Genomic DNA, 23,503 nt, shown 5'->3' with positions numbered 1-23,503 from the left:
AAACATATAGCAAAAGGCAGGGCTAAAAATAACGAAGGAAGACAAATCACCAATCTCCAAAACAATTATCCAATAAATCAACAATTTTTTCATAGTCAAAATTAGCCGCCATTTCCAATACTTCCAGGGCAAAGGGAATATAATCAGGATTCATATCCTGGAGTCCCATAGTTTCCTGTTCAACGCCAGCGACATCCCCCATACTCGCCGCTTCATAGAGAGCAACTAACTCCTCCTGAGAGGGGATTACCATATCGCCAGATTCAGAAGATAGTTTTGATTGTTCTGCTTTCGCCTGATAAACCCAGGACACATTTAAATACACCTGAATTTTCTGGAGCAAATCTGTTGTAGCAATCGGCTTAGTCAGGAAATCCGTACAGCCTGCATCCAAACTTTCAACGCGGTTATTGGCAAACGCATTGGCAGAAATCGCAATAATTGGCGTATTTCTAAACTCAGAGAGTTGGCGTAGCTGTTGCGTCATTTGGTGTCCATCCATAACCGGCATCACAATATCAACCAGAATCAAATCGGGTTGCCATGCCAATGCTTTTTCTAATCCCTCTCGTCCATTCGTGGCGTCTTGAACCTCAAAGCTAAGGGGTTCTAAAATACTCTTGAGAACGGCACAATTTTCCCACCGATCATCAACAATCAAGATTTTGCGTTTAGCACCAGAATAACCCACAATCATATCCATCGGTTTTGCGAGGATGACTTCTGCTGAAGAAGGAACTTCGGGTAAATCAACCTCGAACCAGAATTTACTCCCCACGCCAAGAGTACTCTCAACCCCAATTTTGCTCCCCATGAGGGCGACGAGTTTGTGAGTAATTGCTAATCCTAATCCGGTTCCTTCATGGCGGCGAGAACTATCCTTAATTTGCTCGAAGGGTAAGAAGATTTTATCTAAGTCTTCGGAACTCATGCCAATTCCCGTATCTTCAATTTGGAAGCGAATCTTTTGTAATTTTTGAGTGTGTCGGGGCGGGTTTAGCCTATCTTGTGGATCTGTTGATGATAAGCTTTGTTCAAAACCCGCCATTGTTGAGTCTGTAGGGGCGGGTTTCACTTCTATCGTTTCGTGACTCGCCCGGATGTGACTCAACCCGCCCTGAGTGAATTTTGGCTCAATTCCATAGTCTTGAGTGGTGATAATTTCAACAATGACTGTAAAAGTCACACTCCCTTTATCCGTGAATTTAACCGCATTAGAAAGCAGGTTCATTAAGACTTGGCGCAGTCGCTTTTCATCCCCATAAATCACTTGGGGCATGGGTGTGGGAGCGTGGTAGATAAAGGTAATGTCTTTTTGAGTAGCTTTGAGGCGGAATATTTCACAGAGTCCGACAATAAAGGAGGGGAAATGAAACTCTTCGGGATAGAGTTCCAGTTTGCCAGCTTCCACTTTTGACAGGTCTAAAATATCATTAATGAGAGTAAGTAAATGTTGACCGCACTGGTAGATGATCTCAATTCCATCCTTTTGTTTTTGGGTTAAATTTGAATGGGGTTTGAGAATTTGAGCATAGCCTAAAATCCCATTCAAGGGCGTGCGAAGTTCATGACTCATAGCCGCCAAAAACGCACTTTTGGCACGATTAGCGGCTTCAGCAGCGTCTTTGGCTTTGGCTAATTCTATCTCGGTTTTCTTGAGTTCAGTAATATCAATTTCAATGCCATCCCAAACGGTGCTTCCATCCTCTAAGCGACGGGGGGCGGAACGTACATAAGACCATCGAATATCACCGCTAAGTGTTCGCTTTCGCATCTGCATCTCATAAAGCGAAAGATTACGCCAGGATTCTTCATTTCGTTGGTAATTAAGCTGGCGATCTTCGTCAACAATTAGATTAAACAAAACACTAGCATCCTGGATAATTACCTCTGGTTTAATTCCGACTAATCGTTCAATTCCGGCGGTGATATAGGAGAAGTGAAAGTTGCCATTGGGTTCTCTAACGAGTTGATAAATTAAACCATTCGGTAGATTATCTGCCAAGGTACGCAGCCTATATTCGCGCTCTTGTAAGGCTAATTCTGCCTGTTTGCGTTCGGTAATATCTTGACCGATTCCCACAGTAGAACCATCGGGTAAGCGAATATTTGCCCAAGTAATTTCGAGAACTTCACCCCTGCGGTTTCGAGTCTGACAGTCTTGCCAAGTTCCATCGGCTTTGATCATAAACTCTAACACTGAGGCGCGATAGTCTGGGTCAGGATAAATCTCTGCCATAATATCAATACCTCGCATTTCTGCCAGTGACCATCCCAATGTTTGCTCCAATGCTGGGTTAATGAATTCTACCTCAACCCCTTCTTTATAGAAGCACAACATGATCGGAATAGAATCAAAAATTGTCTGGAGAATTTCTTTTTGCTGGCTCAGTTGCAATTCAGCCGCTTTGCGATCGCTAATGTCTCGTAATATGGCTGTACATAAGATTTCGCCGTTGATCTCCAGCTTGGAAATTGAGGCTTCTGTGGGAAACTCTGTTCCATCCTGACGGCGAGCAAAAAGTTCGTTGCGTTCTCCCATTTGTCGTGCTGTACCGACAGATTCAGCAAAATTACTGACGTGATGGCGGTGAATTCTAGCGGCGCGAGGAGGTAAGAGTAAATCTAGAGGTTGACCTAATACTTGATCGGCTTTGTAGCCAAACATTTTTTCCGCACCCTGATTAAATAGGGTAATTTGTTGCTGTTCGTTGACAGAAATAATCGCATCATTAGCAATGTCTAAAATTCCAGAAAATCGAGCTTGAGAGGCTTCTAGGGCAAGTTCAGCTTGTTTGCGATCGCTAATATTGCGAGTCAGGGCAATTACCTCATTGTGATTCAGGGGAACCATTCGCGCCTCGAAGTATTGTTCCCCCTGATTAATGGGTAAAGAATACTCTAAACTGATCAGTGATCCCGTTGCCAAAACTTGCTGAATCGCCCCATATAGTTTTGCGCCTGCTGAAGTCGGTAATACCTCTTGAATGTTATGATTCAGACATGATTCTGGTGAGGTAGAGAACTCAGAGTTTTTGGTACGAAAATCTAGAATCGTACCATCCGCCGCCAGACGAAACAGGATATCGGGAAACGCATCAAAAATGGCTTGCATTTCCTGATTCGTTTGCCGCAATTTGGTTTCCACCTGTTTCAATTTAGTGAGATTCCGACAATTGACGATAACTCCGGAAATCTGCTGATTAGCATCCAGGTAAGGGATATAGGTGACGCTGATAAATTCCTGTTTCCCCCCCGGATAGTCAAACCACTCTTGATAGTTTATGGTTTCCCCCGCCAGACATCGATCTAAATTCGGTTTAATCACCTGTTCAAATACCTCCTCTCCCATCAAGTCACTCACCGAATATCCGACAATCTCGTCAGATCCTTTTTGATTCCAATCTAGATAGGCTTGATTGACAACTTGATAGGTGTAATTCATATCCAGCAAAGAAATGGCATCGGTTGTCGATGAAACAATCCGTTCATACCGTCGTAAAGCATCTTCGGCTTCTTTGAGTTCGGTGATATCCTGAGAGGTTCCCAAAATTTTAATCACCCGATTCGTTTCATCCCGCTCAAACACCACTTCCCGTGACAGTAACCAGCGCCAAGAGCCATCTTTGTGGCGAAATCGACTCTCGGTGGATAAAATATCGCTATCTGATGCCGTTTGCCAAAAGTTTATATTCCGCTCAATCAAAGGCAAGTCATCGGGATGGAGAACATCCAGGAAAAACTCTATCCCCCGGCAGATAATTTCTTCGGGGGTGTAACCTAATATATCGAGGGATTGTCGATTAATATACAGATCTGTTCTCGCTGTTGGGTCAAACAGGTAGAGCAGTTGTGGCGAAGTATTGATGATTTTTTCGATAAACCTTTGATTTTCCTTAAGTTGGAGTTCAACCTGTTTGCGATCGCTAATATTCAAGCTCGTGCCAATTAGTCGATAGATGCGGGAGTTACTGTCTTTCAGGGGAGTTAAATTACTAATCCACCAAGAGTCTTTTTCGTTAATTTGTAGCGAATGTTCATAAGTGATCTGCTCTCCCGCCGCCAGACAGTGATGATACCGTTGGCACACCGCCTCGGCAATGTCTGGTGCTAATATTTCTTGTGGTGTTTTTCCCTGTATTTCTGAGCAGCGAAGACCAGACATCCGTTCATGAGTCGGGTTAATGCTAACATAGCGAAATTCACCCGTTTCCAGAACGTCAACGATAAAGACAGCCGCTTCAATGCCCTCGTAAATACTGCGTAAAAATGCTTCCCTTTCTCTGAGGGATTCCTCGGCTTGTTTACGTTCGGTGATATCCTGGGCGACAACCATCCCGGCAAGAATTTCTCCCGCCTCATTTCGCACCGCCCGCGTTTGCAGGAGCTGAATCCGATCTCGATAGGGCCTTTCCAGGCTTTTTTCTATCCCGGCTAAAGCCTGACGATACAGGGGTTCAACTACGGCACATTCTTGGTCAGATAAAACCTCCCAAATTGTTTTTCCTTCTAGTACATCTCGACTATATCCTGAGCCGGAGCGACCTAATCCTTGACCATCTGCCACTAAATACCGGAGATCCTGATCAAACAAGAAAATTGCCCCATTGGGAAAGTGTTTTGCCATAGTACGGTACAGTTGCTCACTGTAGCGTAAGGCTTCTTCCGCCTGTTTCCGTTCGGTAATATCTTCTACCAAACCGACAAACCGCAACGGTTCTCCTGTCTCATCTCGCACCAAGGAAATATCAGCGTTAATCCAGCGTTGTTCACCATCGGCTCGAATGATCCGATAGTCTCGCGTCACCGGATGTCCTTGAAACTGTTGGCTAAGGGAATCGAGAACCAATTGGCGATCCTCTGGATGTACCGCCTCTATCCAAGATTCGGGGTTTTGAGATAGACTCTCACAGGAGCGTCCCCATATTGTTTCGTAAGCTGGACTGACGTAAAGAAACTTACCGGAACTCGTGGAGCGGACAAAGAAGAATTGACTCACGGTTCTGGCAATTTCTTGGAAGCGGTTCTCGCTCCTGATTAAAGCTTGTTCAAACTCCTTACGCTCGGTGATATCCTGGGTAACAACCATCCCGGCGATTACGTTACCCGCATCATTTCTCACCGCCGTACTCTGACACAAATAGGTTAAACCTCCGATGCTAATTTCTTGAGTCTGCTCAATTCCAGCCAAAGCAGCATGATAGAGTGGCTCAACCATGACACAAGTTGCTGGGGGTAAAACCTCCCAGATGGTTTTCCCGTGCAACGCTTCCCAGCTATATCCCGCTTGTGCTAACGCCTGACCATCCGCCACCAGATAGCGTAGATTAGGGTCAAACAGGAAAATTGCCCCATTGGGGAAATTCCTAGCCATGGCGCGATACAGGTATTCGCTGGTACGGAGAGCGTCTTCGGCAAGTTTGCGATCGCTAATATCCCGCGCTACCCAAATCACCGACTGATCAGACAAGGGAGCAATGGAGATAGTGAACCAAGTCTGGCGATTATCCCAGGTTAAATTATAGTCAAAATAAATTGTCTGCCCGGTTTCTAATACCTGTTGAACTTGGGTAAACCAACAATCCTGTGCATCCTCAAAAAATTGCTCAATAATTACATTAAGCAGGTTACTGTCTTCCGGGGACAAGTACGTTCGCTTCGTCGGTGCAACTTGAACGCTTTTTTGATGATCAATTATCAGGACAATATCGTTAATGGCTTCAAAAATTGTCCGGATTTGTTGATCAGAACTATAAAGTTTGCCTTCGAGTAACTGACGCTCAGCCATTTCTTGTTGTAATCGTTGGTTAGCTTCAACTAATTCAGCAGTTCGTTGAGCGACGTTGGCTTCTAGGGTACGATTGTAATTCCGTCGGAGAGTCTCGGCTCGCTTGCGTTCTGTGATATCAGCGAAGGCTGCGATCGCGCCGATAATTGTCCCGGTTTGATCTAATAGCGGTGTTCCATAAACTTCCAAGGGAACAATATGATCCGGTTGATGAATTTCCAGGTCTTCCACTATTGTTTTTTCCCCGTTCAGAGCGCGAACGACGGGCAGATTTTCCACCAGATACAATTGATTACTCTCGCTCTGATAAACCTGATAAGTCGCGGCTAATTCCTCAGTTTTGGCGTCGGGTAATGTCTCAATTCCCAGTAATTCTTTTGACTTTTCGTTGGCATACGTTAATTGTCCGTTAATATCATGAACGGATATCCCTACCGGTATCGCTTCCAGAATTTGAGTCAATCGGCTTTCACTTTCAGTTAAGGCTTGATTGGAGGATTGAAGTTGAGTAAAATACTGTTGTAGTTGCGCTGCCATAGTCTGGAATGATTCTGCCAGTTGACCGACTTCATCCCCCCGGTTCATGGCGATTGATTGCTGCCATTCTCCCCGTGCGATCGCGTCAGCGGCTTTATTTAATTGTAGAATCGGTTTCGTCACCCAGCGAGCGGTACTAATTCCCATAATAATAGACAGGATTAATGCCGCAACACACAATCCTATCGTGGTGCGAGTATTGGCATGAATCTCTGCCATAAAGTCAGATTCAGGAACAACGGTGACAATTAACCAATTCAACCCAGATTGCTCCTGAATCGGATTAATATGCAAGTAATAGTGATTGTGCTTAAACGTAAACTTAAATTCTTGAGCCTGCTTGATTTCAGACCAGTTATTAACCTGATTCAATAGAAATTTTACAGACGCTTTAGTCAGAGGATTCCTACTCTGTTGAACAGGTATCCGCCAGTCTTGAGGATTTAAGTTTTTCCGATAATCTGCCTTTAAATCTGGCTTAAAGGGGATTTCACCCGTAGAACTAGCAACCAGTTCTCCTTTTTGATTAATAATGAAGACTTGACCCGTTTGTCCCACTTCCACATTCTCTAGAAACTCAGCCAACTCAGGTACAAAAAAGGTAGCTACCAAAATCCCTTGAAACGTCCCCTCTGAGTCATTAAACGGCAAAAAATTAGCGATCAGAAATAGGGGTTGATCAACGCCCTGGGATAAACTAACAAGCGGATGCCAAATTCCTTTACCTGCTTGCTTTGTCGCTTGATACCAAGAATCACCATCGGGTGGATCATTGTGGGGATCAAAGTCATATCTAACTTGGGTTCGTTTAATTCGCTGACCCTGAAGATCGGCAGTATAGTAGTGAAAGGCGTAGTTCGTCGATTGATCTAAAACACGGATAACTAAAGAATCACTTGCTAATAATTTGCCTACATTCAAGAATTCTCGTTCCTCAGTGACGATTGCCATACTACTCACCGTGGTATAGATTTGGAGTTGCTGGGCGAAGTAGCGTTCTAAACCCGGAAAATTTTTCCAGTCTACAACTCCAGTACGAATAGCAGCGGCAAGGTTTTGAGTAACCTGGTGAGGAGTTTCCAGATAATGGTACACATTTTGCTCGACGCGCTTGTCCACCTCATCGATTAACTGATAGGCTATGTTTTCAACTGCCCTTTGACCATTTTTATAGGAGAGATACCCCACCAATCCCACCGTTCCCACAATTTGCAGCACAAAAGGTACAATCAGAACGGTTCCCAAGGGAAGGTTTCCCGCCACGTTAGTTAGGATACTGTTGAAAGATTTAATAGGGTTGAACATAAAGACGACAAGGAATGGGAAACCGAGAATATGGAACATTGCTCCCTCATCTCCCCTATCCCTAGCAATCTTGGCGAAAGAAAGCACAGATTGGGCTTACTATTGGGTAGTTTCCCCGTTTGGGTTCACTACCTTCTGACAGATGAGTGAAGGATCAAATCGCATTCAGACAACTCGTCTGATACTATTCACGACGCTTTGGCTAACCTTATTTATTTTATCGGTAAAAGTTTCTGCGGCTTGGGCGACGCGATCGCTAAGTCTCATGGCAGAATCGATGCAGACGTTGCTGGTTAGCTTCAGTACCCTGCTGAGTTTATATAAGCTGATCGCGAATGAGCATCCCATCCGGCGATCGGTGTATGGTCATGGTAAGTGGGAAACCCTGATCCTATTCTTACTGATTGGCTTTTTCGGGTTTACCGGATTGAATGTCTGGGGGATATCGAGTCAACAGTTGCTTAACTGGGCTTTCGACGACTTGCTGACGTTGCCGGTTCGGGTGAGTTTACCCCTGATTCAATTAATCGGCGTCGTGGTAATTACCAGTTTAGGGTTGGCATTAGTGGGACTGTATCAAGCTAAACTACTCAGAAGTGCGGCTGTGCAGTTTAATGCCCGACAACTCTTGCTGGATGTCTGCCTAACTCTCGTCGTACTCCTTGGGCTTGTGGGAGTCGGGGCGGGGTTAGTTTGGCTGGATGTGGTGTTAGCCATTGTACTGGTTCTGGTGGCGGTGAGGAATTGCTGGCAGGTTGTGAATTGGCAGTTTCCCCTACTGGTTGAGCCAACTGCGATCGCCCCAGAAATTCTCGCGCAAATCGCTCACCAAGTTGGCGGAATCACTCACTGTTATCACATTCGCTCACGGGGAATTGTGGGGCGTTATGTGTATATTCAAATGCACCTGATCATACATCCTGAATTTGCCGGAGTAACCTCCGTACTTGTGGAACGAATTAAGGGCATGATTGAGGAACAATATGGTCCGGTGCAGGTGACATTTTATATTGAGGATGACTTTGCGATTGCAGTCAATCGTCATCGCTCAAGGTTTATATCTGATCCTAATCGTGATGATTCAAATAATCCTGAGTTCGGCGATTGGTAATTTGTCTTATGTCATTGGTCATTTGTCATTGGTCATTTGTCATATCATGTCCGGTTGAATACCCATAATTACGGTGATGGGAAGTAGGGGCTTGGTAACCAAGCCCGTACATTTTTAGTAGGGGTGATGGGTCTGGACATGATATCATTTGCAATAATTGAACGGTTAGGTCGGGGCGGGTTTAGTTACATCAGGGTGACAACGAAATGTTAGTAGTAAAACCCGCCCCTACAAAAGATGCATCGGAACGTCTCAGCTCCCCCTGCTCCCAGACGTAGCATGCTACGTCTCTACATTGCTTCCCCTGCTTCCCCTGCTTCCCCTGCTTCCCCTGCTCCCCCTGCTCCCCCTGCTTCCCCTGCTTCCCCTGCTTCCCCTGCTCCCTCATCTCCCTCATCTCCCTCATCGGGATGCTCAATATTTTTTAATTGCTCCTGTAACTTAGCTTCCCGTTCTTCAAGTTGTTGCTCTTTGAGTTTTAATTCAATTTCTAAGGCTTGAATGTTTTCACGACGGGCTTCCATTTCGGCACGCTGGCGGGTTAAATCTTGACTTTGTAGGGTCAAATCCTGTCGCCATTGTTCAGTGCGAGTCAATTCTTCCTGTAAGAAGATGGGCGTAATCCCGATAGTTAGATATCGTTGGATGAAGTTTAACACCCACTCTTTCGCCGAGTAAATACTCACAACGTCTTGATTGTCAGAAATATCTACCAACACTAACAAGCCTTGATTAAAGGAGTTCGCCTCATTTGATGAGAACGAAAGGCTTTTTGGTGGATTAATGAGTGCCCAGGAGTCATCAGATTCTTGACGGGCTAGCAATTGCAGTTCAATGCCGCCGCCATTGTCGTTGTTTTGCACTTCACCCAGATGTAGCATAGCCTGTTAGTTGTTGGTCGTTAATCAGTAAGGAATTGATCGTCAAGAAGGAATAATTTATCATCGCTTTAGAGTTAGAGTCTTTTTAGGCGATCGCGCAAAATTTCGGCTTGATGCACAGACTCACTCAATGCATCCTTAGCGCCCTGCACAACAGGGGCGGGGGCTTTGTTGACAAAGTTTTGATTCGCCAAACGACTAGATAGAGATTTGACTTCGGCATCGATTTTGCTGAGGTCTTTTTCTAACTTAGCGCGAAGTGTCTCGACATCGACTAAACCCGCTAGCGGAATAATCACTTGAATGGTGCCAATCACACCCGCCATTGTGGTTTTGAGTTCTTCCTCTAAGGCTGGCACAATGGTTAAGGTATCGACTTTGCCTAAGTCTTGCAGGTAGGATTCACCTTTGTCTAAAATCTCACGTTCATCAGGATTTTCACTTTGCAAAATCACGGGTGCTTTTGCCCCAGGTTTAATCCCAGCTTCTGCACGCAGGTTACGGATGGTGCGGATTGTCCCAATTAATAACTCGAACTGGTTTTCCAGTTGTTGATCAATAGGGAATCCGCCTGATTCTGCTTCCGAGTCGGGCAGGGCGGGATAAGGTTGCAGCGCCAAACATTCATCCGTTTTTTGGGTTAAGGTATGCCAGATTTCTTCGGTAATATGGGGCATAAAGGGATGCAGGAGTTTCAGGATACCATCGAGGATGTATGCCAGGGTTTGCTGGGCAATTTGCCGCGATTGAGTTCCTTTTTGTCGCAACCGTTGTTTAACCAGTTCAATATACCAGTCACAAAAGTCACCCCAGATAAAGTCATAGAGTCCTTTGGCGGCTTCTCCTAAACCGTAACCCTCTAGTTGTTGACGGGTTTGAGTGACAACTTGATAAAAGCGGGAGAGAATCCAGCGATCGCTTAATTCTAATTTATCCCTTTCCTTCTCCAGTGGCGAACCCAACCCTTGGGGAGGTTTGCCATCTAGATTCATCATCACAAACCGCGCCGCATTCCACAGTTTATTGGCAAAGTTGCGCGAGGCTTCCACTGACGCCGACTCATCGGTCTGGCGATTATACTCTAAACGAATATCTTGACCCGCACCGGCGACTTCTCGGACTAAGGTATAACGGAGTGCATCTGTACCATATTTCTCGATCAGGATCAGCGGATCAATACCATTATTTGCCGACTTGGACATCTTTTTGTTATTTTCATCCCGGACTAAGCCGTGGATGTAAACGGTTTGGAATGGCATTTGATCCGTAAAATAACCCCCCATCATCGTCATCCGGGCAACCCAGAAGAATATGATATCAAAGCCTGTAACTAACACGGTGGTGGGGTAATACGTCTCTAAATCCGGCGTCTGTTGGGGCCAACCCATAGTTGAGAAGGGCCACAAGCCGGATGAAAACCAAGTGTCGAGAACATCGGGTTCTTGGATGAGCTTGACATCTTCGCCAAATTGTGATATTGCTTTTTCTTGAGCATCGGCTTCATTGTGAGCCACGATAAACGGTGTCCTATCGGTAATTTCTCCCCCGGTTTCACTCACCGCATACCAAGCCGGAATTTGGTGTCCCCACCAGAGTTGGCGAGAGATGCACCAGTCTTCTAATTTTACTAACCAGTCTCGGTAAACTTTTTTCCAGCGTTCAGGAACAAAGTCGGGGGAGTTATGCTGATCCAGCCATTCGAGCGCTTTATCAGCCAGGGGACGAATCTTAACGAACCATTGGGTAGATAATAGAGGTTCAACGGGGACTTTGCCGCGATCGCTATAGGGAACAGTATGGTGATAATCTTCTATCTTGACCAGGAATCCATCCGCCTCTAGTCGCTGCACCACATTTTTCCGAGCCACAAATCGGTCTTGTCCTTGAAAAGACCCAGCATTTTCATTGAGCGTACCATCTTTATTCAGGATATTAATAAACGGCAAGTCATGGCGTTTGCCCATCTCAAAGTCATTGGGATCATGAGCCGGGGTCACTTTCACGCACCCCGTACCGAAGCTAGGGTCAACCAACTCATCCCCAATAATCGGAATCTCTCGCCCCATAATCGGCAAGGTTAAGGTTTTGCCAATTAAATGCTGATAGCGTTCATCTTGGGGATTAACCGCCACCGCTGTATCACCCAGCATCGTTTCAGGTCGAGTTGTCGCCACTTCCACTGACCCATTTCCCTCAGTCAGGGGATAACGAAAATGCCACAGATGTCCATTAACCTCCTTATTTTCCACCTCCAAATCCGAAACCGCCGACTGAGACTGGGGACACCAATTCACCATATATTCACCCCGGTAAATCAGTCCAGCGTCGTAGAGTTGGACAAAGGCTTCAAGTACTGCATTAGACAAACCTTCGTCCATAGTGAACCGTTCCCGCGACCAATCCACCGACACGCCTAAGCGACGCAATTGGTTAACAATCCAACCCCCTGATTCCTCCTTCCATCGCCAAGCGCGATTTAAATAATCTTCCCGTCCCACCTCTTGACGAGTCTTGCCTTCTGCTTTCAGTTTTCGGTCTAAAATCGTGGTAACCGCAATACTCGCATGGTCAGTCCCCGGTAACCACAGCGTATTACACCCCTTCATCCGGTTATAGCGGACGAGGATATCCATAATCGTTTGTCCCAAGGCGTGACCCATGTGCAGGCTACCCGTGACGTTGGGCGGTGGAATCACCATGGAATAGGGTTCACCACCTTGTTCAGGGTGGGCTTGGAAGACACCCTGTTCTTCCCAGAATGTCTGCCATTTGGCTTCAGTGGTCGTGGGATCGTATTGAGTGGGTAGGGAGGGAGTGGTTGCTGTCATGGAAATCGTGGGTTTTACGTTTAATTTTGCCATACCCGACGACGGGGTTTGGGGTTCAGGGAGATTATTCGGCTAAATCGGGTCACTGACCCTGACGAATGACAAATTTATCCGGACTGAAGTCTTGTTATTTTTTCAGACCAAGGTAAGATATAAAAGCCTGTTTAGGCGACGTTTGACAGTCGCAGCGGGAACGTATACGTTCCGTCAGCAGAATCTCCGTGTCTTTAGACCGGAGAGTGTCAAGCCAAGACCCGATTATACATAAGCAAGAGGCAATTGCCTTTGTGCCATTTTGGTGTTAGCTGATGAAACACACCCTTTCAGTTTTAGTCGAAGATGAAGCCGGTGTCTTAACTCGCATCGCTGGTTTATTTGCCCGTCGCGGCTTCAATATTGAAAGTCTCGCCGTAGGTCCTGCTGAAAAAGTTGGGATTTCACGGATTACGATGGTAGTGCCTGGGGATGAGCCATCGATTGAGCAACTAACCAAGCAACTCTACAAACTGATCAACGTGATCAAAGTTCAAGACATTACCACCACCCCTTGTGTTGAGCGGGAATTGATGCTGATCAAAGTCAACGGCACCAGTTCCACGCGATCAGAGATCATTGAACTCGCCCAAGTGTTCCGGGCGCGGGTGGTGGATATTGCCGAGGATTCCCTGACGATCGAAGTTGTGGGAGACCCTGGAAAAATGGTCGCGATTATCCAGATTTTAAGCAAGTTCGGACTTCGGGAAATAGCCCGGACTGGAAAAATCGCCCTGATCCGCGAATCCGGTGTCAATACCGAATATCTCAAGTCTCTGGAAGCCAAAGTCTAGGTGACGTACCCAGAGCTGCCCTTACGGGACAGCGTGGGCTTCTGATGCCTTGAATAAGGCGCTAAACCTTTGTACAGAACCTGCCCCTTGTGAATGTAGAGACGTTGTATGCAACGTCTCTACATTACCTGTATATTCAGGAGTCCGGTTGCTGGATCGCCTGCGCCACCTTCAGCGCCTCAATCAGTTGAGCCATAGCATATTCTAAATGAGCGCCAGCATCAACCGCCACCCAGCCATCGGTGGTTTGGTGACGCCACTCAAAGTGGAGATGGGGACCGGTAGAAAAACCAGTACTACCGACAAGCCCGATAACACTGCCTTGATCCACCGATTCACCGGGTTGAACAAAAATTTCCGACAGGTGAGCATAGCGGCTTTCTTGAGTGCCTTCCTCATGGCGCAAGATCACCGTCAGTCCGTAGCCGCCCAAGAAATCAGCCGTCGCCACCTCACCAGGAGCAACAGCCAAAACAGGTGTACCTGTCGGGGCGGCTATATCTGTACCGGAATGGAAACGATAAGCCCCAGCGATTGGATGCATCCGCCAACCGAATACTGAGGTAATTGCCGCCGGAATGGTTAAGGGAAAGATAAAGCTGGCATTGCCGACTAGAGGACGCCCTAGAGGTCGGTTAGAGAAATTATAGTAAGTCAGACCCGTGGGAGTGGTTTTGGGTGATGCCGTTGTGGGCATAGAGGAGACACCAGGAGGGCGAGTAAACTGTCTGCTCCGAGGATTCACATACGCTGTCACCCGTTGAACTGACCTGACTGGCGGACTCACACGGGCGTTGAATGCAACCGGAGGTGCAGGGAGTCGAGTTATTTGGGTTCCAGTTCCTCCTGGGAGTTGATGGGGTTGACGTTGAATGCGTCCCGCCTGAACCCCCGCCTGAACTCCCCTCTGAACTCCCGCCTGAACCGTTTGTGTTTGTTGTCTTGGCGCAGCTTGACCTCCACAGCTCCCACTCACCAGTTGTCCATTGCGCGACACCGTTTGACAACCCGTTGACCGCTCGGTAAGAATCACGGCTGGTTTGGCAGGACTTTGGGTTGCGCCCAGGCTGTAGTTTGTCCGGTCAATATAGCTATTATTCGGTGCGGCTGGGGTTTGAGCGGCTTCCTGAGTGGGGGAAGGATTAATAATAACTTTCGGGGGTTTGGCTAGGGTGGCGGGAGCTGGAATCGATAGATTCGGCGCGTCAAGTCTTGGTTTGGGAGCCGGGGGTGTCGCCACTGTTGGTGTAGGTGCGGCGGGAGCCGGAGCAGGTGCTGGAGGCTTGCTCACACTAACCGGTGCGGGGGCTGGGGGTTTAGGGGCAGGGGGAGCAGGCGGTTGGTACGCGGGTTTAGGTGCAGGTGCTGGGGGGGCGACAACGACTGCTGGCGCTGCGGGTTTAGGTTGGGCTGGAGGTGCTGGGGGCGGTGGGGTAAATTTAATTACAGGGGGAGCAGGCGGTGCAGCTGGGGCTATACCTGTATCTATTGGTGCATCGGTTTGAGCAACGACTAGACCACTACTGATCACACCCAGCCCTCCCATCAAACTGATTCCTTGCTTAAGCCAGGGATATCGGTAAAATACGCCCGTTGGGGTGGAATTGGCGACGGTTTTTTTATTCATTTGCGACTCACTCCTCATCCTCACTGTCTATCAATATCGAGTAAAAATTTTCAGTCAATTTAAAGGGATTTAATTGGACTAGAACACCGATTCATTAATCAAAACCATAAACTGAAGCGTCTTAACCCAGTAACATTGGCGACTCCAAGCTGATTTGTTGACGTTTGACAGACAAGGACATTCAAGGCACGTCTTGAGGATAACCCAGACTAATTGTACCGGGCTTGAGGTGAATTTCTGGACTGATTGCGGCGTCAGCATTTGCATCCGTTGCATCAGCTGAGGTCAACCCAACCCTTAGATCACCCCTTGACGTGACTCCTTTGACGATGCCAGGATTTCCGTTGACCTGAATCGAGGCTCCCTGATGAAACAGTAACCCTTGATAGGACAACCGTAAATTGTCAATGCCTGATTCTAACCCGTAGTGATACCCCGATCGCAATCCCTGTATCACGATTGCCGCTAACATTTCTATTGAGGTTACGGCTGGACTCGTTGGTTGAGTCTCAAAAAAGGATTGTAAATTAATCCCTGTTTCTGGCACAGGATTGCTCCAGTTAATGCCTATACCGATAACAGCTTTGGTGATTTGCCCCTGAGATAGGCGGGTTTCGGTAAGAATTCCACCTAACTTATAGCCCAGCAACAGCAGGTCATTGTGCCATTTAATCAGGACGGGAATACCATAGCTTCTCAACGCGGTAGCAACGCCCCAAGCGCTGCACATTGTGAGCTGGGCGCTATTGGATGCTGCCAAATTAGTGGTTAAAGCCAAGGATAAGTATAACCCACCCGGAGCCGATTGCCATTGCCGTCCCCACTGTCCTCGTCCAGCCGTCTGTTGATCGGCGATAACCACGATGGGCGGTGTTGTTCCTCTATCCAGCAATTCCCAAAGGGTTTGATTTGTAGACGAGAGGCTATCAAATAAATAGACGGGAAGCCCTCGGATTTCTTGAAGTCCTGGGAGTCCAGAATGGGATAACTGTTGCGTGACGGTTTGGATGGCTATTTCCAGAGCTTGTTGATTAAGTACCACTACAGCTTAAAGGTTAGCTAAGCTAGCTTATTGTAGTGCTCTTCTACCCTTTTATCCTGAACAATGCATACGTGGCACTGGCAAACTTGGGACAACTTACCGTATCTAACCTGTAGCCTTCTAGAACCTTGGCATCATGGCTTTTTCACCTCCGCTTTTTCACCCCGTCCCCCTGACCAAATCGTTGAAGCCCTGCAACCCGAAGCGACGGTTTATCGGGTGCGCCAAGTTCATGGCAATACTGTCTTAACGCCGTCGGAATTTATCACGATTGGTGCAGTTGGTCAAGGGGAGAATCAGACACCTGAAAAACCTGCGGCTGATGGTATCTTCACTGAAAAGCCCCAGCAAGCTGTATGGGTTTGCACGGCTGACTGTACGCCTGTGCTGATTGGAGATGAAAAAACGGGACGAGTCGCGGCTATTCATGCGGGATGGCGAGGAACCGCGACTCGAATTGTGCCAAATACGATCGCGCGATTCCTGGAGGTAGGTAGCCGCCTAGAAAATCTCCGGGTTGCCATGGGACCTGCGATCGCGCCAGAAGTGTATCAAGTCTCGGAAACCGTTGCCATAGAAGTGGGTTCTACTATTATCCCTAAGGATAAAACAAATACCCCTGAATCGATTTTGGATGAATTACAGCAGCTTCCCCATTCCCCCATTTTCGATGATCCCCATCCGGGACGAGTCCGCTTAGATGTGCGACGGGTGAACGCGATACAACTCGAACAACTCGGCTTAGATCACGAGCAAGTTGCGATCGCGTCTCACTGTACCTATCAGCAACCGGAGTATTTCTTCTCCTATCGTCGCACTCAGCAAAAAAATGTGCAGTGGTCAGGAATTGTCAGCAAGTGACATATTCCCACACCAACTGAGTACAGTATGGTGCAGGCTTCCAAGACAATCCGGCTATCGCTTAGGAGACTCTTGGCTTTACTGACGACACGGGATGCCCCTCCGCGCCGGAACAATACAAAGTTTTGTTCATCCTTTGTACTGCTGGAATTTTACCCGTCCACAGATGCGACTACGTGTAGCCTGTTACTGGACGGAACCTCATATTCCAGGTTGTCAAGGTGCAGCGTACAGGAAGCGGTTAGCTTTATTTGATTAACCTGTACGGTATCATAGTAGCAATTGGAAAGCAGATTGACAACTATGAAGCAAGTGACAACACGAGTATCAGATAGGGAATATGAACACCTAGCTAGATTTTGCCAAGTAACGGAGAGAACCCAGTCCGATGTTATCCGTGAACTGATACGCAAGTTGTCAATCTCAGGGGTATTGAACCCCATCGATTGACCGCCTATCCATCCCAACGCCAACCTGGGTACAGGTATGGCGTGGGGCTTCCGGCGTTAGCTAAGGCTCCAGAGCAGCAAGCAGACATGATCAGGGCGCATAGACATCATTGGTGTCAACTTAAGCGCTAAAAGCAGGGGGAGTAGGGTTTGTAGAGACGTGCCATGGCACGTCTGGGAGCAGGGGGCACCCTCGCTGAAAATGTAGGATTGGCAAGGGTTGTGGCTTAAGTTGACAAGCATGGATAGACATGCGCCCCAACCAAGTTATTACTGATTCAGCCAACCCATAATTACATTTCCGACGCTGTCGTTTGACCAATAAATGGTGACAGGTAAGCCACTAACGCCCCTAGTGCAAAAGCCAGGACATTTCGGAATAAGGGCAACCATTCAGCCGTTCGAGTGACAACTGGACCGATTCCGAAAGCAATGAACAGAATACCCCACAAGGGAGAAAAGATTAACGCCCATTGCCAAGCCACAAGTTGTCCATCTTTGCGAGGAATCGCCGCAAATCCTAAAACCACACCACCTACCAAGGAGGTAATCAGGGTGAGAATCCACTGTTCTTGAGGCAAGCCTGGAACAACCTGACATCCACCTTTATTTAGGCAAGTTTTAACCGTATCTAATGCATTGACAATTGCCTGGTTTTCCCCATTCTCGCGTACAAAGTAGAGGTTACCAAAGCGTGTCTGTAGTTCTACCCAAAAGGTACGAGGTAGAAATTGATATAAATCGTCGCCCACATTAAAGCCCAACAGATTACCGCCTCGTGGGTCAGCAATCAGTAAAACGCTTTTATCATTGAGTCCCCAGTAATCGCGAACGGCTAAACCGGGTGTACGGTCATATTGGGTTAATACCCGCAGCTTCCAACCTGTTTGTGCTTCAAAGGTTTCTATGTCTTGAATTAGGGCTTCTTCCTGAAGCTGAGGCAGCAGATTCGCCAAATCAATAATGGGAGTCTGGGTTTTCGGGAGTAGGTCTGGGTTGTTATAAGCCTGGGCGGATGGTGCGATCGCCCAAACAGAGCCAGCAATACAAAATGCTGCCAAGATTACCAAAAATCGTTTTAAAAGATCCAGCATTGCGATACACAAAACAATGGACAGGGACGGGATATCTTAAACGGGAGATAAGGTCAGGTTAAGGTAAAGATTTCTTTACACTTGTTTACTTTACTCTAATATTTGGGATTTGTCATTCGTCATTCGTCCTTTATTTGCTCCGCTGCTCCTGAAGCCCCTCCGCTCCAGGATCACTCCTACTCCAAGGGTTCCTCAGAAGATTTGATACCTTCATATTGCCGAGGAACAGGAGCATTATCCTGAATTTCCTCGTAGGAACGCTCATACTGCGGTTCAACCCTATCCAGTTCAGCATCTTGTTTTTGCAGATCAACAGCCTTGCGTTCAGACAGAGGTAAGCGATCAAGGGAGCGACGCCTAGTAGCAGGGTTCCTCCAGGTTTTCCAAGCCGCCTTGACACCGGCGACAACACTACGAGTGCCGATTTGCGCTTTTTTCGCCTGATTTTTTGCACCCTGGATGCTTTGATCAACTTGTTGCACCACTTGACCGGCGCTTTTAACGCCCTCATTCATATCATTGCTCAAATCACTAATTTCTAAACCCGTCAGGCGAATCGACTCTAAAGTTGGCGGTAATTCCCGCCGCAGCGTATCCGCTAACTTTTCCACACTACGGGCTGCTCGTGCTAGCTCTTGCAGCGCCGGTAATGCTGCCACTAAAACAGCCGTTAAGCTCACCGCTACTAATAAAATGGATAGTCCGAGCCAAAATAGAGGATCAATCACCGACAGGTTGCCTACACTTGATGGTCAGAAGCGGACATGGGGGATTCAGTCCCCACGTCAGATGGAGACGAGTTGAGTTCGTCTCGTGTCCGGGCGGAAGCCTCTCGTCCGGCTGCGATCGCGTCTCGCAGTCGTGTCAGGGTTCCATCCCAGTTGCGTAGGGCAGATTCTGAAAGGCGATCGGCTTGTAATTGTACAGTTGTTGATAGATCTTCAGCCAAATCAGGTAGGGCATCTGTGGACTTTTTCAACAACCGTCGTGTATCCCGACCTGGACGCGGGGCAATTAGCAATCCGGTTAGAGTGCCAATGACACCCCCCACAACTAAACCCCCAATAAATGCTCCAGCACTCTTTTTTGACATCGTTTGATCTCTATCCTTACACCAATTTTAGGCAGATTTGCTCGGGGAATTTGATGAGAAATCCCTGAAGACTCTGCTCAAGAACGCAGATCACAGCTAACTTGTGTTCTCGATAGCTCCCTTGTAGCGTGACATTCTCCCTCACTAATTTCTAAAAATATAGTGAGGGCTTCTAAGTATGATAATGGAAGTCCTTGCGAGTGTTAGCGATTTGGTGATGTGTCCAGCCTACCTTTAACCGGGCTTTTTCGTAGTTACTTGACCGCTTACTTTTCCGGGCTAGCCTACGTTGCAGTAATTTCAACTTGCTCTGTAGTTCTCTGAAAAAGCCTGCTGGCTCGACAATTTCACCGTCGCTGGTTGCCAAAAATTTTTCTAACCCAATATCCACCCCGATGGCGTTTCCCCCTGGCGTCGGCTCAAAGTCTAGTACGTCTACATTGCATTGAATTGCCAGTACCGCGTACCACTTATCTGCCTTGCGTACCAGCCGCACCTGCTTCACCTTAAATCCATCGGGTATCGGGCGATGCAGGTTGATTATTACTGCCCCTAGTTTGGGCAGCTTTAATTGATTGCCAATTACCGGAGTTTCCTTGAACTGGGAAAACAGTAAGGATTTAACCTGCCCGTATTTCTTAAACCTCGCAAGCCCGTACCCTCTTTTTGTGAAAAATTCCCAACTTTTATGCAACTGCTTAATCGCTTGCTGCAATACTTGGGATGGCACTTTCTTCAGTTGAGGGTACTGTTTCTTGGCTTTAGGCAAACTGTTTATCTGCCTGTACTCGTCTGGAAACGGTTCATCGGCGGGGGTTATGTACTCCTTGACTAGAGAACACCTATCAATTGGAGTCTTTCTACTATTGCACCAATCCTTGATTTGTCGCCGTCCATAGTTGTATGTACCACGACAGACTTCCAGCCACTCGGTTATCAACCTTTGTTGAGCGACGTCTGGATAGATCCGGTAGCAGTAGTTTAGAGTTATCATGCTGCAATTTTAACTCAATTACTGACGATTCATCCCACATCAAATCTTAGATTATGATGTAGGTCTTCTTGCCGGACTTTGATAAAGGGGGGAAATTGGCGCAAGGTTCAGAGTTTTCAACTTTTGGCAGGCGATCGCTTCCCATGACGGCGTCGCCTAGACCGATAGGTCTTTTGGATCAAGCCCAACACCATCAAGACCCGCTGCACTCGTTGTAACTGAAACTCTAAATGCTGATAGCGTTTTTTTAATCCATGGACACCGATCTGCCCTCTAGAGATGGCTTGGGGAGCGCCATGTAAGACCCTATAGGTACTTCGTTCAGCCAAGGCGACAATATCAGCCGCCGCTGCTAGCACCCGTCGTAACTTCCAAATCCGCCACGCCAGATAAAAACCAAATAGCGAGATCAGCAGATTGAAAATTATAACAACAATTAGCATGTTTAGGGATTGGGCAGTGAACTGTCGCATCTATATCAAACAGATGCACCATTAATTCCAGGATACTAACCGTTCTCGCCCTACCTAAATCTATATAAATAAGCTTTTGGGAATGCCAGGAGGCGGACTTGAACCGCCGACACGGGGATTTTCAGTCCCCTGCTCTACCGACTGAGCTATCCCGGCTTGTTATCCTTGGCGCTTAACTCGCTTAACTAAGGTAGCAAACTTAACCAAGTGTTGGCAAGTCCGATCACAAATAAATTTTATTTAGCCTACCTGGGGTCAGAGCGTTTAATATCGCCAGCCTTTAATTATATATCAATAGCGTACAATTAAGCCAATCGAGTCCACATCTGAAATCTCCTAGAGCGCTAGTCCCGGTACTTCTTATCCCGGTTAACGTGACGCGGAAGTCTCTACCCAAGGGCGAAGTAGGGTAGGGATAGACAGCGGATTTATAGAGGAACGGAAGCAATCTATGGTTATCTTAGCATCTAGGACGTAAGCCCAAGCTGAGGCATTCCCCTGTGAGATCAGAAGCTCAGGCTTACTTCGTAGAAGCCTGAGCAGTTCACCAGTGGTTACTGGCTCGACGCTCTAGAGGGTGTAGTTTAAGCTGGCAAGGGATAGAAGCGGTTAGCTAATACCCGTTAAACGCCGATTATAGGTATTCATGAAATTCGTAAAAATCTGATTAAGTTGTCCTGTGCAGCAATCTGTCTGGGTAAGAACCTTGGGAGAGTTGGCAAAGGGTGAAAAAAGCGTCCCGATCGCACCGTGATTTAGGGTGGGGAAGCGGATGGCAATCTTCTGGTTACTCACGGTTAACACTTGGAACCAAGTGGTTAAGCTTGGCGGGAGTTGAGTACTCAGGCGTAGGGATAAGCTGGGACTCGAAAGAGATTGGGCGTAAGCTGGTGTCAAGAAGGGTTTATAGAGTGGGGCTTCAGGGGTTAGCTGTTTAATAAAGGCTAAACTCACACCTCGAAAAAGCTGGCGCAGGGGTTCTGCTTCTTTATCCGTTAGTTCCCTCACCAACGTACTGTTAGTTATCGCTTCATTGAGACTGGCGCGATCTGTCACACTTAAGTGAGTCCCCCCCAGCGCCACCAGCAGATACTTAGGTCCGCTTAACTGATCAAAGGCTCGAAGTTGGTGTTCCAGAGAGGGAGTGATCGCGTCATCGGTTCCCGTTAACATCAAAGTAGGAATTTCTACCTCAGCTAGACCCGTATTGCCAAATAAATGTCCAGTGACGGCATTAAGAGCCATCACCTGAACCACCCGCCGATCGCGTAACTCCACCTTGTCTTCCTGTAAGTCTGTGGCGGAACATTGAAACCAGTCAGCGGGTGAGCGTTCTAGAGGACTACGCTTGTGACAAAATTGTCGCAATTCCTCTAGGTTTAGTTGTCCTCCTGCTAAAGCTAAAGCCGTGTAGCCGCCTAGAGAGTGACCGATAACAGTAACTTGTTCCGTATTCAATTTGCCCCGGAATGCTCCATAGCCTTGATTAATTCTCGCCAGACGATCCAAGACAAAGCTGACATCCTTAGGACGGTCGATAAACTCTGATGGGGGTAGCACCTCCCCAATGTTACCGCTTAGAGAAACCCCACTGAGCCAGCTAAAATTACTGCCGGGATGTTCTATAGCCGCAACGGTTAAACCATTAGACGCCAGATGACGCGCTAGGTAGGTTAAAAATTTGCGGTCAGAACCAAAACCGTGGGAGAGAATGACCAAAGGTCCTGAAGTATCACCAACCCAGTAAATATCTACAGGAATAGAACGATCGCGATCGGGATCGCGTAGCCTCAGAGTTCGTTCCCGTACATATTGATAACCGGTCACCGTCGGATCAAAGTCCGCCGAAAACTCTGGGGTATCCGCAACAGTGAGTTCCTCCTCCAGGATCGGATTGACCAGTTGACTTTGTAAGTAAGGTCTATTCATTTGCAAAACAATCGCGATCGCAGATGAGGCATTGATCGTGACTGTCTCCTCCGGGTAAGCTCTTAAAAAACTTAGCACCGACAATCCATTCGCTTGGCGTGCAGCTAAAAATAGAGCGGCTTTTAACTGATCGAGACTGCTATCAGGAAGTACCCCACCAATTTGATCCAGTAAGCGGGCGCCATCGGCTGAAAGCAGCAAGTCATTGATAAATTTCTCAGCCAGATTGGGGTCGAGTTGCAGGCGTCTGTTGAGTACCTGCTGGACTTGGGGGGTGAGTAAGGAACGGTAGGGTGTGAGAGTTGGCGGTAACTGACCCGTTTGCGCCCATGTTTCTAGATCCTCGATTGCCACCAATTGCTGAAACGGTCCTAATTGCAAGGTGATTCGTTCAGCCGCATTCAGGGGGGTGGCGATTCCCCAAGAAATTCCTACGCCCAATAAAAAGATATAGTGTTTTAGTTTTTGGATTAGCCCTCTGGACTTCACTCCTTTTCTAGGTTGAGTACGCCGAGAGTCTTGGCTATCAAACCGATTGACTTGAAACGTCATAATGTCCTGATTTGACTGGGGTGTAAGTTGAAAGATAAAGAGTTTCAATTAAAGCGACCCAACGCCTTATGTATAAGTTTCCGTTGCCTTGTTGCTGCGATCGCTAAAAAAT

Annotated in this window: 13 protein-coding genes, 1 tRNA gene and 1 pseudogene; 3 read left to right on the top strand and 12 right to left on the bottom strand. The window is 47.3% G+C overall.

Features of this window, described 5'->3' with window-relative positions; translation table 11 throughout:
• Positions 1 to 46: 46 nt before the first annotated feature.
• Positions 47 to 7,588 carry a PAS domain S-box protein gene (locus RID09_RS18270; protein WP_446337347.1) on the bottom strand — a complete coding sequence of 2,514 codons (7,542 nt, stop codon included), beginning with the start codon at positions 7,586 to 7,588 and terminating at the stop codon, positions 47 to 49.
• Between the two features lie 184 nt (positions 7,589 to 7,772).
• Between RID09_RS18270 and RID09_RS18265 the strand changes: the two genes are divergently transcribed.
• Positions 7,773 to 8,741: a cation transporter gene (locus tag RID09_RS18265; protein WP_446337346.1), complete on the top strand. Its 969-nt coding sequence runs from the start codon at positions 7,773 to 7,775 to the stop codon at positions 8,739 to 8,741.
• Between the two features lie 290 nt (positions 8,742 to 9,031).
• Here the strand turns inward: RID09_RS18265 and RID09_RS18260 are convergent, their stop codons facing one another.
• Together RID09_RS18260 and RID09_RS18255 are read right to left on the bottom strand one after the other, a co-directional pair.
• Positions 9,032 to 9,622, bottom strand: a complete 591-nt coding sequence (locus RID09_RS18260; protein WP_446337345.1) for a hypothetical protein — start codon at positions 9,620 to 9,622, stop codon at positions 9,032 to 9,034.
• Positions 9,623 to 9,696: 74 nt separating this feature from the next.
• On the bottom strand, positions 9,697 to 12,450 hold the full coding sequence (locus RID09_RS18255; protein WP_446337361.1) for a valine--tRNA ligase: 2,754 nt from the start codon (positions 12,448 to 12,450) through the stop codon (positions 9,697 to 9,699).
• A 308-nt stretch (positions 12,451 to 12,758) separates the two neighbouring features.
• Here RID09_RS18255 and ilvN point away from each other — a divergent pair, with 308 nt between their 5' ends.
• A complete protein-coding gene (gene ilvN, locus RID09_RS18250; RefSeq protein WP_446337344.1) occupies positions 12,759 to 13,277 on the top strand; it encodes an acetolactate synthase small subunit in 519 nt (172 codons plus the stop codon).
• 136 nt (positions 13,278 to 13,413) lie between these two features.
• Here ilvN and RID09_RS18245 read toward each other — a convergent pair whose 3' ends face one another.
• A complete protein-coding gene (locus RID09_RS18245) occupies positions 13,414 to 14,904 on the bottom strand; it encodes a M23 family metallopeptidase (protein WP_446337343.1) in 1,491 nt (496 codons plus the stop codon).
• A gap of 181 nt (positions 14,905 to 15,085) precedes the next feature.
• Positions 15,086 to 15,946: a biotin--[acetyl-CoA-carboxylase] ligase gene (locus RID09_RS18240; RefSeq protein ID WP_446337342.1), complete on the bottom strand. Its 861-nt coding sequence runs from the start codon at positions 15,944 to 15,946 to the stop codon at positions 15,086 to 15,088.
• A gap of 63 nt (positions 15,947 to 16,009) precedes the next feature.
• Between RID09_RS18240 and pgeF the strand changes: the two genes are divergently transcribed.
• Positions 16,010 to 16,807: a peptidoglycan editing factor PgeF gene (pgeF, locus tag RID09_RS18235; protein ID WP_446337341.1), complete on the top strand. Its 798-nt coding sequence runs from the start codon at positions 16,010 to 16,012 to the stop codon at positions 16,805 to 16,807.
• Positions 16,808 to 17,549: 742 nt separating this feature from the next.
• On the opposite strand, the gene RID09_RS18230 is transcribed toward pgeF, so the two are convergent.
• The 7 genes and pseudogenes from RID09_RS18230 to RID09_RS18200 form a co-directional block, all read right to left on the bottom strand.
• The gene (locus RID09_RS18230) at positions 17,550 to 18,350 is read right to left on the bottom strand and encodes a TPM domain-containing protein (protein WP_446337340.1); all 801 of its coding nucleotides are present in this window, start codon (positions 18,348 to 18,350) and stop codon (positions 17,550 to 17,552) included.
• A 176-nt stretch (positions 18,351 to 18,526) separates the two neighbouring features.
• The gene (locus tag RID09_RS18225; protein WP_446337339.1) at positions 18,527 to 19,078 is read right to left on the bottom strand and encodes a DUF948 domain-containing protein; all 552 of its coding nucleotides are present in this window, start codon (positions 19,076 to 19,078) and stop codon (positions 18,527 to 18,529) included.
• 11 nt (positions 19,079 to 19,089) lie between these two features.
• Entirely contained in the window at positions 19,090 to 19,443 is a 354-nt protein-coding gene (locus tag RID09_RS18220) for a YtxH domain-containing protein (RefSeq protein WP_446337338.1), read from the bottom strand.
• A gap of 181 nt (positions 19,444 to 19,624) precedes the next feature.
• A pseudogene (locus RID09_RS18215) lies at positions 19,625 to 20,437 on the bottom strand (RNA-guided endonuclease InsQ/TnpB family protein); the annotation flags it as partial.
• A 116-nt stretch (positions 20,438 to 20,553) separates the two neighbouring features.
• A complete protein-coding gene (locus RID09_RS18210) occupies positions 20,554 to 20,910 on the bottom strand; it encodes a hypothetical protein (protein WP_446337337.1) in 357 nt (118 codons plus the stop codon).
• A gap of 83 nt (positions 20,911 to 20,993) precedes the next feature.
• Positions 20,994 to 21,066: transfer RNA gene (locus RID09_RS18205), tRNA-Phe, on the bottom strand.
• 453 nt (positions 21,067 to 21,519) lie between these two features.
• A complete protein-coding gene (locus RID09_RS18200) occupies positions 21,520 to 23,391 on the bottom strand; it encodes an alpha/beta hydrolase (protein ID WP_446337336.1) in 1,872 nt (623 codons plus the stop codon).
• Between the last annotated feature and the right edge of the window lie 112 nt (positions 23,392 to 23,503).

It is taken from the genome of Coleofasciculus sp. G1-WW12-02, from assembly GCF_040219735.1.
In the GTDB taxonomy this organism is placed as follows: Bacteria; Cyanobacteriota; Cyanobacteriia; order Cyanobacteriales; family Coleofasciculaceae; genus Coleofasciculus.
This window is presented reverse-complemented; position numbering and strand designations above follow the sequence as displayed.